Origin of the sequence: Actinoplanes ianthinogenes, from assembly GCF_018324205.1 — a bacterium.
In the GTDB taxonomy this organism is placed as follows: domain Bacteria; phylum Actinomycetota; class Actinomycetes; order Mycobacteriales; family Micromonosporaceae; genus Actinoplanes; species Actinoplanes ianthinogenes.
The window spans coordinates 9,137,465-9,150,767 of record NZ_AP023356.1 but is presented as its reverse complement, the minus strand read 5'-3'; the positions used below and the strand labels follow the sequence as shown (position 1 = coordinate 9,150,767).

The window sequence follows — 13,303 nt, the reverse complement described above, 5'->3', positions numbered from 1 at the left end:
ACCCGGCGGTCCGGAACCTACCGTTTGTCACATGTCAGGCATCCTCCGGAGGGCGACGTCCGGCGCGGACCACAACGGACGGCACAGCCGCGTGTGGGAGTTCGTCGGCGCCTACGGCCCGGACGTGACCCGGCTGTGCCGAGCGGGTACGGGCCTGATCCCGGGCGTCACCGGGATCGGCCTGTCGGCCGGCACGGTCGAACCCGGACGGTCGGAGCGGACCGGGCCGCGCACCCGGTTCGCCAGCGACCACATCAGCACCCGGCTCGAATCACTTCAGCACACCCTCGACGAGGGCCCGTGCCGCGACGCCGCATCCACCGACCGTCCGGTGCTGGCCGCCGATCTGACCGGCGGATCGTGGCGGCGCCGATGGCCGCGCTTCACCCCGGCCGCCCTCGACGCCGGGGTACGAGCCGTGGCCGCCCTGCCCCTGCACGCCGGAGCCGTCCGACACGACGGAGCCCTCGACCTGTACCGCCGCACTCCCGGCCGGCGAGACCTTCCCGACCCGGTGGCGGCCGGAGCGTTCGCTGCCGCGGTCACCGAACTGCTCACCCTGGAGCGCCTCGATCTGGACTTCACCGGCGCCTTCCGCGACGGCTGTCACCCCGGCAGCGTCGCCGACTCGGCTACCTCCGCGCTGCTGAGCTGCTGGTTCGATCGCTCGATCCTCAGGCCGACGCGCGGCCGGTTGCACGCGCTCAGCGTCGCTCACGGCTTGTCCGGCCAGGATGCCCATCGGCTCGTGACCGCTGTGTACGAGGCGATGGCCAATGTCGTGGAGCACGGCGGCGGTCACGGCCAGCTGCTGATGTGGCTGCGCGACGACCGCCTCTGGTGCGAGGTCAGCGACCACGGCCCCGGGATCCCGGACACCGTCCTGCCCGTTCGCCGTCCCTTCACCGACCCGCGCACCCGCCATCTCGACAGCTCTGGCCTGTGGCTCTGCCAGCAGTTCTCGACCAGCGTGGACATCGCCACCGACCGCACGGGCACGCGGATGACGATGAGTTTCCGGCTCAGCCATCTGCCGCCATAAGCCGTGTTGGACAAGGCCGGTCCCATCATCACCCAGGAGCAGCTACCCTCCGGCGCCCTCCTGGTCACCGTGACGGGCGACCTCGACATGGACACCGCGCCGATATTCGACCACGGCCTGCACGTGATCCTCGACGGCCACCAGGACGGACGGGTCCTGCTGGACTTGACCGCGGCCGTCTTCTGGGGGTTCTCCGCCCTGCGCGTGCTGTGGCGGATCGAACGCGAGGTCGCCGACAAGCAGTACCGGGTACGGATCGTCGGGGCCGGCCGGAGTCTTTCCCTGCTGCTGGAGCTGTGCCAGGTTCGCACGCTGCTGCATTACGATCCCCCGCCCTCCACCGAATAGCGTCAGGATTCGAGCAGGCCGACACTTGGCGGCGATCGCCGGGAGCAGGTCGGCGTTCTGCATCGCGTAGGGGATCCCGGCCGCCGCGAACGCGGCGGCCGGAACCTGTTGGTGGTCTTCCGGACGAGATCAGACCGGGTAGGCCGCGACGTTGTCGACGATCAACCGGCCCGAGTCGCTGCCACCCAGGTAGATCGACAGCTGGGTGAACCTGGTCAGATCCAGGGCGCCGGTGGGCGCCCACGGCGGCTGCGCGAAGGACGTGAACGGCACCCGGACCCGCCCGGACGGCGTTCCGGCCGGGAGGGTGTACTCCCAGTACACGCCGTTGGCGACGAACTGGATCGTGATGCTCGCCGGCGTGGCCGATCGGTCCAGGTCGAGCTGGATGCCCTGCTGTCCCCAGAGGTCGATCGGGCTGAAGGTACGGGTGACCCCGGCATATCCCGCACCGCCCGCGGTCACGTCGAGCTGCATGGCGTGCCCACCGGTCAACGTGGGCGTGACCACGTCCCCGCCGGGATTGCGCGGATACGCTGCCGCCAGCGCGGCACTGTCGGCGTACGACTCGAAGTCGTCGATCACGGTCGGCGCGGACGGCAGCGCCCGCGTGGTGAACGAGGCGACCGGCGTCGAGGCGCTACCGGCCGCGTTCGTGGCGCGCACACCCCAGTACCACGTCGTCGCCGGGTCCAGCCCCCGCGCCGGCACGTAGGAGGTTCCCTCGATCCCGGTCACGCTGAGGACCGGAGAGCCGAGGTCCGGCTGACGCGAGACGGTGAGCGTGTAGAAGCCCGCCCCGGCCGAAGCACCCCAGCTGAACGACTGCGGACCGATCACCCCGGTCGCTCCGGCAGCGGGCGCGACCACGTCGAACGCGGCCGGTCGGCCGGTCACCGGGTGCGGATCGGCCGCCCAGAACGTCGCCCGGGTGACGACCGCCCGCGAGTTCCACACCAGCCGCACGTGGCCCGCTCCCGGCGTGCTCGCCGTGATCGCGCCGTGCTCGACGCGGGAGGCGACGGTCCGCCAGGCGGTCCCGTCCGACGACACCTGCACCGCGAGGTCGTGGTGGCGCCCACCGGACACGTCGAACCGCACCCGCCGCAGCCCGGCGACCGCCCAGCTCATCCAGGCCTTGTCGCCGCCGTGGCCGCCGTCCGGCCGGATGTCGGCACCGGCATGCCCGCTGGTCAGGCCGAAACTCTCCAGCGGGTCGACCAGCACCGTCTCCGAGGCGCCCGCGAACAGCGGCTCCGACTTGATCCCCGCGGTGACCACGCGGTACCAGGCGTTGCCCGGCCGCGTCAGATCCGTCCACGGCGTGTCGTTGTCGGAGAGCAGCCCGCTGTGCGCCGGCTTCCACGGTCCGAGCGGGGTCGGCGCGCGTTCCACCCGATAGCCGTCCGCACCGGCCGCGCCGCGCCACCGCAGGACGTTGAGCCCGCCCCGCTTGTCGATCGCGGTGATCAGCGGGGTTCCGGCCGGCCGCGCGGGCACGGATGCGCCCAGGGCTTTCGCGTACGCGATCTGCGCCTGATTCGCCGCGATCATCCGAGCGTCGTCACCCGGGTAGTGAAAGCTGAAACCGTCGTCGTGCTGCACGAACCCGTTCCGGTCGCCGTGCCCGAACAGCGACCAGGACAGCATCCCGGTCACGTTCGGATCGGCCACCAGCGGGTCGAGCAGCGCGCTGCCAGCCGCGTTCGAGGCGTACTCCCCCGCGATGTAGACCTTGCCGGCCGCGGCGATCGTTCCCGCGTCGGCCCGGACCCGGGCCGCGGTCGGCGGGTAGTAGTGCACGTCCACGATGTCGACGTCGGGCGCCGCGAGGGTGTCCGGGTCGATGTCGAACCGGCGCCCGGCGGCGATCAGCTGCCGCGGCGCCCAGCCGGAGAACGTCGCGGCGTTCGTGGTGATCCACTCCGGTGTCATGCCCTCCAGCTCGTTGCCGAGCTCCCAGGCCATGATCGTCGGGTCGTCGATGTAGCGCTTGCCGGTGTACGGGTTGACGTGCTGCATCACGTGCCACACGTACGCCTGGTAGTCCGCGATCACCCGCGGATCGGTGTAGAACGCCGACTCCGGCAGCCCGTACGGCTTGGTGAAGTCCGCGTGCCCGCCGTGGTAGTACGCCCAGTTGTCGGTCAGCGGCAGGATCAGCCGCAGGCCGGCCTTCCCGGCGTACGCGATCGCGTAGTCGATGGTCGCGAAGGCCGCGTCGTTGTACCCGGCCTCCTTCGACGGCAGCAGCGTCTTCGGGTCACCGGAGGACACCAGCATGTGCGACCGGATCACGGTCATCCCCATGCCCTTGGCGGTGTCGATGGCGTCCCGGATCCGGAAGTAGGTCGGGTAGTCGATCCCGCCCACGTTCTCGTCCAGCCCGAGCCAGTAGATGTTGGTCCCGGCGAACCGGAACGGCTTCCCGTTGAGCCGCAGCTGAGCGCCGTCCCTGGTCACGAAGGACCTGGTCGACGCCTGCGCCGCGGACGGGACGGCAAAAGAGGTCATGAGAGTGAGGACGATGGCAGCGGCACGGAGCAGTCTCATCTCGTGGTCCCATGCATGACGGAGGACAGGTCGGTGAGGACCCACGGCGCCTTGACGAGCGCGGGGTCGAGGTCGACGTCGAGGGGGGTGCGGACGTGGAACACCGTGGACTCGCCGGGCAGCAGGGTGACGAAGCCCTTGTCGACGGTCGCCGAGGGGTGGATCCGGTCGGGCTGCACCAGCACGTCGCGGGCCAGGCCCAGGGCGTGCACCCGCACGTCCAGGCCGCCGGGCACCGACTCGACGTCGATGGTCAGCGCCGGATCGTCGTACGAAAAATCGGTCGTGAAATGAACGGCCCGGGCCTCATCGAGGCGGGCGACGACGACCTCGCCGGACGACGAAGACACCGGCACCAGGGTCACCGAGCGCGGGGCCACGGAGACCTGCTGGGACTCGGACGAGACCACCAGGGTGCCGGTCCACGCCGTCGGTTCGTCGTTGATCACGGCGACGACCAGGCCGCCGTCGCGGGGCTGGATGGTGAGCATCCGCGACGCGTACATCTCCCGCAGCGCGAAGTAGAGCGGCTTGTAGCGGCCGGCGCCGTCGATCGCCGCCCACGAGGTGACCGGCCACAGGTCGTTGAGCTGCCAGAGGATCGTGCCGGCGGTGTGCGGCCAGTGCGAGCGCCAGTGCTCGACGCCGGTGCGGACCGCCCGCACCTGGTTGAGCTGGGTGAGGTAGTGCCAGGCTTCGGTGCTCTTTTCACCGGAGCCGAAGTGCGGGGCGAGTCCCCGCGCGAGCTTGCCGTTGCCGTCCTCGGCCTTCTGGTGGTGCAGCACGCCGGGCGAGTCCGGCAGCATCGGGTCGTCGGAGACCGCGTCGCGCAGCGTCGTCCAGGCCGGCGGCGCCTGCCAGCCGAACTCGGCGACGAACCGCGGCGTCGAGTTGCGGTAATTCAGGTAGTCCTCGCGGTTCCACACCTCCCAGGAGTGGAACGTGCCGTGCTCGGTGGAGTTCGGCTCGTGCTCCCAGGACCCGGACCAGGGACTGCCGGCCTGGTAGGGACGCGACGGGTCGAGCTCGGCGACGATCGCCGGCAGCGTCTGCAGGTAATACTTCTCGCCCCAGGTCTCGTAGGCACCGTCGGCGTTCCACGGCATCGCCTGGTGCAGCCACAGGTTCTCGTTGTTGCCGCTCCAGGTGATCAGGCTCGGGTGCGGCGCCAGCCGGGCGACGTTCTCCCGGGCCTCGGCGACCACCTCGGAGAAGAGCGGCTCCTCCTCCGGGTAGTCGGCGCAGGCGAACAGGAAGTCCTGCCAGACCATCAGCCCTAGCTCGTCGCAGACCTCGTAGAAGTCGCGGCTCTCGTAGATGCCGCCGCCCCACACCCGGATCAGGTTGACCCCGGCGTCGGCGGCCTCCCGCAGCCGCCGCTCGTAGCGTTCCCGGGTCATCCGGGACGGGAAGATGTCGTCCGGGATCCAGTTGACCCCCTTGACGAACACCGGCTCGCCGTTGACCTGGAAGACGAACCCGCCACCGGTCCGGTCGATCGCGACGCTGCGGAACCCGGTGTGCCGCTCCCAGCGATCCAGCACGGTGTCGCCGTCGAGCAGTTCGACGGTCAGTGCATAGAGCGCCGGGTCCCCGTAGCCGCGCGGATTCCACGGCGTCACATCGCCGGCGTCAAAGGTCGCTTGTAATTCAAGACCATCAATTTTCCGTACGCCCAGAGCACGGTCCCCGAGCAGCACCCGGACCCGCAGGTCCCGCTCGCGGGTCCGCTCGACGCCGACGGTGATGTCGAGGCGCCCCGTGCCGCCGTCGAAGGTCGCCAGCGGGCGCACGCCGGCGAGCCGCGCGGTGCTCCAGCCCTCCAGCCGCACCGGCCGCCAGATGCCGGCGGTCACCAGCGTCGGACCCCAGTCCCAGCCGAAGCTGCACGCCATCTTCCGGATGAAGTTGAACGGCTCCGGGTACGCGTTGTCCCGCGCCCCGAGCAGCCCCCGGACCCGCTCGGCCTCGGCGTACGCCGACTCGAAGTGCACGGCCAGCGGCTGCGGGGCGCCGCCGTCGAGCAGGGCGGTCACGTCGTACCGGAAACCGCGGTGCATGTTGCGGGAGCTGCCGAGCGTGGCGCCACCCAGTTCGACCGTCGCCACCGTGTCGAGCCCGTCGAAGACCAGGTCGATCCGCTCGTGCGCCGGGCCGGTCCAGGCCACCTCGCGCCGGTAGGTCCAGTCCGCGCGGCCCACCCAGGCCACCGCGTGCTCGTTGTCGTCCAGGAACGGATCCGGGATGCGACCCGCGTCCAGCAGGTCGGTGTGCACACAACCGGGCACGGTCGCCGGAACGGTGAGCTTGTCGCCGTGCAGTTCCCACGCGCCGGCCAGGTCTTGAACAGAGATCACTTGGTGGCTCCCGCCGTGATGCCGTTGTAGATGAAGCGCTGCAGCAGCAGGAAGATGACGACCGTGGGAATGATGACGATCATCGTGCAGGCGGCGATCGTCTCCCACTGCGCGCCGTAAGGTCCCTTGAACCGGAACAGCGCGGTCGAGATGACGCTGAGGTTCGGCGAGCGCAGATAGAGGAAGGGGATGTAGAACTCGTTGTAGACGGCGATGCCCTTGATGATCACCACGGTGGCGATCGCCGGTTTCATCAGCGGCAGGATCACCTTGCGGTAAATGGTGAACCGGCCGGCGCCGTCGATCATCGCGGCCTGGTCGAGGCTCTGCGGGATCGACTGCATGAACTGGATGAAGATGTAGATGGAGACGATGTCGGTCCCCATAAACAGCACGATGGCCGACCACGGGGTGTTGACCAGGCCCATCGACTTGACGATCTGATAGGTGGCCACCTGCGTCGTGACGCCGGGGACCAATGCGGCGACCAGGAAAAGGCCGAGGATCAGCCGTTTGAAGGGGAAAACGAAACGGCTTATCGCGTACGCCGCGAGCGTGCCGATGAGGACGGTGCCGGTGAGGGACACCAGGAGAATGAAGGTGGTGTTGACGAAGCCGCGCAGCATGTCACCGGCGGTCCAGGCGGTCGCGAAATTGTGGAGGTTGAACCAGTTCCGCGGCGGCGTGAGCGGGCCGGTGGTGGTGTATTCGGTGTGCGTCTTGAGTGAGGCGAACAGGACGACCACGAGCGGGACGAGCACCACGAGCGAGGCCAGCACGAGCGAGACGTACTTGGCGGCGCTCGCGGTGGCCGCGAGCGGGCGTACCGGTTTGTCTTTGGCGGGGACGGCCGGGCTGCCGGAGGCATGCCGGGGCGCCCGGGTCATGGTGGTCACGACAGGCTCACCTCGTCGTCGGGCAGGAACCGGCGCTGGAGCCAGGTGATCAGCAGGACGATCAGCAGCAGCACGACCGCCATGGCCGAGGCCAGGCCGATCTGCCGGAATTGAAACGCCGTCTGGTACGCCTGGACGACGAAGGTGCGGGTGCCGTTCGCGCCGCCGGTCATGATGAACGGGATCTCGAAGACGCTGAGGCTGCCGGAGATCGCCAGGATGAAGCTGAGGCTGATGATCCGCCGGATGCCGGGCGCGATGATGTGCCGGAACTGGTGCCACCGGTTCGCCCCGTCGATCTCCGCGGCCTCGTAGATCTCGCCGGGGATGGACTGGATCGCGCCGAGGAACAGCACGAAGTTGAGCCCGGTGAACCGCCACACCGAGGTGCCGGCCAGCGAGATGTTCGCGATGTCGGGGTCACCCAGCCACAGCTGGGTGTGCTCCCCCAGGCCGAGCACCCGCATCAGCGTGTCGAGGGTGCCGTCCGGCTGGAACAGGTAGAGGAAGACGAAGCCGACCGCGACGCCGTTGAGCAGGTACGGGAAGAACAGGATGCCCTTGAACAGGTTGCGGAACCGGGTGTTGAACGACAGCACGACCGCGAAGTACAGGGCGATCGCGATCTGGGCGAACGACGCCACGAAGTAGTAGAGGCTGATCAGGAAGACCCGCCAGTACTGCTCGTCGGTGAAGACCCGCACGTAGTTGTCCAGGCCGACCGGGTCCATGGTGACGTCCAGGCCGTCCCACTTGTGGAAGCTGTACCAGATCATGTTGCCGACCGGCACGTAGGTGAAGGTGATCAGCAGGATCAGCGCGGGCGCGACGTACAGCCAGGGGCTGTGCAGAATCTTCCGCCGGGCCCGGCCCGCCTCGATGGCGGACCGGGCGGCCGTGGTGCGTCCCGTCACTTCATTACCTGAGCTTGTGCCTTATTCCACCGCTGGTTCAGGTCGGCGAAGAAGGAGTCCTTGTCCCCCTTCGCGGCGCCGCGGGCGACGTCGACCATCTTCTGCCGGTAGATCGGGCCCTTCAGGTCGATCTCCGACTCCTTGATGATCTCGTCCTCCTTGCCGGAGTTCGTGGTCGCGGCCGGGGTCTCGACCAGCTCGACGCCGGTGGCGGTGAACTCCTGGAGACCCTTGGGCAGCGGCTGGTCGATGGCCGGCGGAATGGCCTGCTGGTCGGTGGAGAAACCGGACTCGTTGACGAAGAAGTCCAGCCACGCCTTGGCGGTCGCCTTGTTCTTCGAGTTCTTGCTGACCGCGGCCAGCTTGTCGCCGTCGATGTTGGCGTGGAACTTGCCGCCGGTCTGGTACGGGAACGGCCAGAACGCGATGTCGGCCGGGTCCGCCCCGGCGGCCTTGGCGGCGTCCTGCATCTGCGGAACCGCCCACGAGCCGAGCAGCATGGTCGCGACCTTGCCGGTGGCGATCATCGGCTTGGAGCTTTCCCAGTTGGTCGTCAGCGGGTCCTTCTCGCTGAGCTTGGCGTGCACGATGTCGAAGAGCAGGCTGTCCTCGATGTACTGGATCTTCCCGGGCTGCCACGGGCTGGGGTCGGCCGGGAACTTGTCGTTGATGGCCGGGTCGCCGAGGATCGCCCGGTGGGTGTTCCACTCGGCGAGCGGCCACCCGTCCTTGTAGTTGGTGTAATACGGGACGGCGTCGGTCTTGGCGTCGACGGCCTTGAGCCCGGCCAGGAACTCCTCGGGCGTCTTCGGCGGCGCGGTGATGCCGGCCTGCGCCCAGATCCGCTTGTTGATCACGAAGCCCTTGGCGACGCCGCCGACTGACAGCGCGTAGACCTTGCCCTCGTAGGTGGCCGGGCTCAGGAACCGGTACTTCGCCTTGAGCTCCTCCTGGGTGCCGAGCGGCTCGAAGAACTGGCTGTACTGGTCGATGGCGACCGGGTTGGGGACCATCAGCACGTCGCCGTAGTCGCCGCTGCTGAGCTGGGTGGTGACGTCGTCGTCGTAGTTCGTGACGCCCTGGAACGTGACCTTGGTGCCGGGGTACTTGGCCTCGAACTTCTTGGCGTACTCGGGCAGCGTGGTGTTGACCAGGTCGGTGCGGTTGGTCAGCACCGTGATGGCGCCCTTGATGTCGCCGGAGAAGTCGCCGGTGGAGGCGGTGTCGTCGCTCGCGCCGCCGGTGCAGCCGGCGGTGAGGGCCAGCGCGGTGAGGGCGCCGAGGCCGAGGAGCGTCCTTCTATTGATCATGCCGGTATCCGTCCTGCTTGTTCAGCCCTGTGGAGCGCCCAGCATGGGACGGCCGTTACAGCCATGTCAAGATTAGATTATTAATTTATCCAGTGCTGTAATCTGACGCGGCTCATCGATACAGGAGGTGGCGGGCTCTATGGCACGTCGAGAAGCGCCCGCGGCGGGACCTGGCAGCCGCGCCCTCATCGTGGACGTGATCCGCTCCGCGGTGACGATCAGCCGGGGCGAGCTGGTCGACCTGACCGGCCTCACCCAGCCGTCGATCTCCAACATCGTCCGCGAGCTGATCGCGGACGGCATCATCCACGAGATCGGCTCGCTCGACTCGGTGCACGGCCGGCCGCGCAAGCTCATCGCGATCAACCCGGCCAGCCGGTTCGGCATCGGCTTCCACCTCGGACCGGAGACGGTCACCTGCGTCGCGGTCGACCTGACCGGCGGGGTGGTCGGACGCGAGGTCGTCCCCCGGGCGCCCGGGCAGGCGTGGCGCGGCGAGGGGCTGGCGGACCGGTTCGAGCACTTCACGGCCGGTCTGGACCTGCCCCGCGGGCGCATCGAGGGCCTGGCGATCGTGGGGCCGGGCGACCTGCCGTCCGGGGTGCGGCCCGAACTGGCCGACCGGATCGGGGTGCCGGTGCTGGTGGAGAACGACGCCGCGGCGGCGGCACTGGGTGAGTTCTGGAGCCGCCGGGTGTCTCGGGAACAGGCCTTCGGCTGCCTGTACCTGGGGTCCGGGATCGGTGCCGGCCTGGTGTTCGGCGGGGCGTTGTTCCGGGGCGCGAGCTTCGGGGCCGGCGAGTTCGGCCACATCTCCATCGACCACGCCGGGCGTGCGTGCCCGTGCGGCAACCGGGGCTGCGTGCAACAGTATGCGTCGATGCCGGCGACGGTGCGCGCGGCCCGGGAGATCCCGGAGTTGCGGGCCCGGCTGGCCCTGGACGGCAGCGAGTCCGGCGCCTACGAGGCGATCGCCCGGGCCGCGGTGAACGGCGACACGGCCGCTTACGCGGTGCTGGACCAGGCGGCGGCGTGGCTCGGCGTGGCCGCGACCTCGGTGGTGAACCTGCTGGACCTCGGACGCCTGGTGCTCACCGGTCCCGGCGTCGCGCTGGCCGGGTCGATCTTCGCCCGCCGCTTACGGACCCATCTGGACGGTACGGCCTACTCCCGCCACCGGCACAGCGTCTCCGTCGAGATCTCAGCCCAGCCACGCGACGCGGCGGGCATCGGCGCCGCGGTCCTGGTGATCCAGGCAGCCGTAGCTCCCGGCCACACCCCCGGCCGCTCCTCATGACCACTCCCCCGCCCCCACTCCACGCGCCGCAGCCCACGCCGCACCCGGCTCCGCTCTACGCGCCGTACCCAACCCGCCACTCCCCGCGGCGCCCAATCGCACCCGCGCCGCGCTTCGCATCCCGAGGCGCGTCTCACCGGGTACCTCGCCCTGCGCCCGACCCGCCAACCCCCACACCTCGCGCCACCAGGCATTTCATGCCGCGCCCGGCTCCACCCTGCGCGGCGCACCCCACCACGCACCCCATGCCGCACCCCGCGCCACCCCGCACGGCGCACCCCACCACGCACCTACCCCGCGGCGTGCCCAGCCTCGCACCCACCCCGCGCGGCGTGCCCGACCCCGCAGCCACGCCGGGCCACGGCTCCCAACCACACCCCGCTTCACATCCGAGGCACGCTCCCCAACGCCCGCGCCTCGCGACACCCACGCCGCGCCGCAGCTCCCAACCGCACCCCGCGAGGCGCTTCGCATCCCGAGGCGCGTCTCACCGGGTACCTCGCCCTGCGCCCGACCCGCCAACCCCCACACCTCGCGCCACCAGGCATTTCATGCCGCGCCCGGCTCCACCTTCGCGGCGCACCCCACCACACACCTCACGCCGCACCCCGCGCCACCCCGCGCGGCGCACCCCACCACACATCTCATGCCGCACCCGGCTCCACCCCGCGCGGCGGGCCCAACCTCGCACCCACCCCGCGTGGCGTGCCCGACCCCGCAGCCACGCCGGGCCACGGCTCCCAACCACACCCCGCTTCCATCCGAGGCACGCTCCACCGCGTCCGCGGCTCGCGCCACCACTCAACCCACGCCGCGCCGCAGCTCCCAACCGCACCCCGCGAGGCGCTTCGCATCCCGAGGTGCGCCTCACCGGGTACCTCGCCCTGCGCCCGAACACCAACCCGGCGAACTCGTCGTGCCGTCGACCCACCGGGGGACTCCGCGTCGCACATGGCGCCGCGCCTCACGCTCCACACCTCACACCGCAAACACGCGTGCACTCGCCCGCACCTCACGCCGCGCCCGGCGCCGCACCTCACCCCCGTACTGCGGGAAGCGCTGCCCACCCCGGCACCTCACGCCCCACCGAAGCGCCTCGCCAACACCGCCGTCCCGGCGACACGCCCAACCTCGAACCTCACCCCCGCGCTGCGCGAAGCGCTGCCCACCCCCGCACCTCATGCCACACCGAAGCGCGTCGCCAGCACCGCCGTCCCAGCAACGCACCCCCGCTCCGCACCTCACGCCCGTACTACGCGAAGCGCTATCCACCCCGGCACCTCAAGCCCCACCCAAGCGCGTCGCCAGCACCGCCGTCCCAGCAACGCACGGCGCCCACCTCACCCCCGTACTGCGGGAAGCGCTACGCACCCCGGCACCCCACGCCACACCCAAGTGCGTCGCCAACACCGCCGTCCCAGCAACGCACCCCCGCTCCGCACCTCACCCCCGCGCTACGCGAAGCGCTGCACACCCCGGCACCACATGCCACACCCCAAGCGCCTCCCAGCACCGCCGTCCCAGCAACATGCCCGACTCCGCACCTCACCCCCGCGCTCCGCGAAGCACTACGCACCCCGGCACCCCACGCCACACCGAAGCGCCTCGCCAGCGCCGCGGTTCCAGCGACGCGCCCGGCGCCGCAGCTCGGGCGGCACGGCCCCACTACTCAAGGCACCTCTTCGAAAGGGATCAGATGTGGACGAAACGGTGAATGCATGGCCCCGGCGGGTGGGACTTGTGCTGGCTCGCGCGTCTCAGGTGCTCGGGGAGGAGCCTTACTACCACGAGTTCATCGAGGGGCTGGAACGGCTGCTCATCCCGGCCGGGATCTCGGTGCTGGTCAAGGTGGTCACCGACCACGCGGCGGAGATCGCCACCTACGAGCAGTGGTCGGCCGAGCGGCGGGTGGGTGGGGTGATCATGGTTGACCTGAGTCCCGGTGACGAGCGGGTGGACCTGGTGCGGCGGCTGGGGCTGCCGGCCGTGGTGATGGGTGACCCGTCGACGGCGGACGGGCTGCCGACCGTGTGGACCGATGACGCGGGGTCGGCCCGGGAGGCGGTCCGGTTCCTCGCCGATCGGGGGCACACCGTGGTCGGGCACGTCAGCGGGCCACGGTCGCTGGCGCACACGCAGCTGCGGCTCGGCGGGTTCGAGGCAGAGGCCGCGGACCGCGGGGTGACGCTGATCAGCGCCGAGGGTGACTACTCGCAGGAGGCCGGGCGGGTGTCGACGGCGCAACTGCTGGCGTCGCATCCGGTGCGGCCGACGGCGATCGTGTACGACAACGACGTCATGGCGCTCAGCGGCATGGAGACGATCCGGAAGCAGGGACTGACGGTACCCGGCGATCTGTCGGTGGTCGCCTGGGACGACTCGGCGCAGTGTCAGCTCGCGCTGCCGGCGCTGTCCGCCATGAGTCACGACGTCGGGCGGATCGGCGAGATCGCCGCGAACGCGGTGCTCGACGCGATGCGCCAGGGGCCGGGGAGCGTGATCTACGAGGCTCCGCAGGCGCACATCGTGGAGCGGGACAGCACCGGCTCATCGCGTACGCAAATCGTTTTTTGATCTTGGAAGAAA

Annotated in this window: 9 protein-coding genes; 4 read left to right on the top strand and 5 right to left on the bottom strand. The window is 70.1% G+C overall.

What is annotated here, in order from left to right; translation table 11 throughout:
- The first annotated feature begins 31 nt into the window (after positions 1-31).
- Positions 32-1,042, top strand: coding sequence for an ATP-binding protein (locus tag Aiant_RS41415; protein ID WP_189330100.1), 1,011 nt, complete (start codon positions 32-34; stop codon positions 1,040-1,042).
- Between the two features lie 6 nt (positions 1,043-1,048).
- The gene (locus Aiant_RS41410) at positions 1,049-1,390 is read left to right on the top strand and encodes an STAS domain-containing protein (RefSeq protein WP_212846792.1); all 342 of its coding nucleotides are present in this window, start codon (positions 1,049-1,051) and stop codon (positions 1,388-1,390) included.
- A 129-nt stretch (positions 1,391-1,519) separates the two neighbouring features.
- On the opposite strand, the gene Aiant_RS41405 is transcribed toward Aiant_RS41410, so the two are convergent.
- The 5 genes from Aiant_RS41405 to Aiant_RS41385 are packed head-to-tail and all read right to left on the bottom strand — an operon-like array spanning position 1,520 to position 9,420.
- Positions 1,520-3,904 (bottom strand): cellulase family glycosylhydrolase, encoded by a 2,385-nt coding sequence (locus tag Aiant_RS41405; protein WP_189330098.1) that lies wholly within the window; start codon positions 3,902-3,904, stop codon positions 1,520-1,522.
- A 35-nt stretch (positions 3,905-3,939) separates the two neighbouring features.
- A complete protein-coding gene (locus tag Aiant_RS41400) occupies positions 3,940-6,300 on the bottom strand; it encodes a glycoside hydrolase family 2 protein (protein WP_189330097.1) in 2,361 nt (786 codons plus the stop codon).
- A complete protein-coding gene (locus Aiant_RS41395; RefSeq protein ID WP_229830021.1) occupies positions 6,297-7,187 on the bottom strand; it encodes a carbohydrate ABC transporter permease in 891 nt (296 codons plus the stop codon). Before Aiant_RS41395 ends, Aiant_RS41400 begins: the two co-directional genes overlap by 4 nt.
- 5 nt (positions 7,188-7,192) lie before the next feature.
- Positions 7,193-8,110 (bottom strand): carbohydrate ABC transporter permease, encoded by a 918-nt coding sequence (locus Aiant_RS41390; RefSeq protein ID WP_229829972.1) that lies wholly within the window; start codon positions 8,108-8,110, stop codon positions 7,193-7,195.
- A complete protein-coding gene (locus tag Aiant_RS41385; protein ID WP_189330095.1) occupies positions 8,107-9,420 on the bottom strand; it encodes an ABC transporter substrate-binding protein in 1,314 nt (437 codons plus the stop codon). The genes Aiant_RS41390 and Aiant_RS41385 overlap by 4 nt, the downstream gene beginning before the upstream one ends.
- A gap of 139 nt (positions 9,421-9,559) precedes the next feature.
- On the opposite strand from Aiant_RS41385, the gene Aiant_RS41380 reads away from it, so the two are divergent.
- Both Aiant_RS41380 and Aiant_RS41375 read left to right on the top strand, forming a co-directional pair.
- Positions 9,560-10,717 carry an ROK family protein gene (locus Aiant_RS41380; protein WP_189330094.1) on the top strand — a complete coding sequence of 386 codons (1,158 nt, stop codon included), beginning with the start codon at positions 9,560-9,562 and terminating at the stop codon, positions 10,715-10,717.
- A 1,740-nt stretch (positions 10,718-12,457) separates the two neighbouring features.
- Complete coding sequence (locus tag Aiant_RS41375) at positions 12,458-13,291, top strand: LacI family DNA-binding transcriptional regulator (protein ID WP_229829971.1); 834 nt, start codon at positions 12,458-12,460, stop codon at positions 13,289-13,291.
- Positions 13,292-13,303 lie beyond the last annotated feature (12 nt).

Excerpts from the sequence above, each read along its gene's own strand:
- Aiant_RS41405 (WP_189330098.1), bottom strand. The coding sequence starts at position 3,904 with ATGACCTCTTTTGCCGTCCCGTCCGCGGCGCAGGCGTCGACCAGGTCC.
- Aiant_RS41395 (WP_229830021.1), bottom strand. The coding sequence starts at position 7,187 with ATGACCCGGGCGCCCCGGCATGCCTCCGGCAGCCCGGCCGTCCCCGCC.
- Aiant_RS41385 (WP_189330095.1), bottom strand. The coding sequence starts at position 9,420 with ATGATCAATAGAAGGACGCTCCTCGGCCTCGGCGCCCTCACCGCGCTG.
- Aiant_RS41380 (WP_189330094.1), top strand. The coding sequence starts at position 9,560 with ATGGCACGTCGAGAAGCGCCCGCGGCGGGACCTGGCAGCCGCGCCCTC.
- Aiant_RS41415 (WP_189330100.1), top strand. The coding sequence starts at position 32 with ATGTCAGGCATCCTCCGGAGGGCGACGTCCGGCGCGGACCACAACGGA.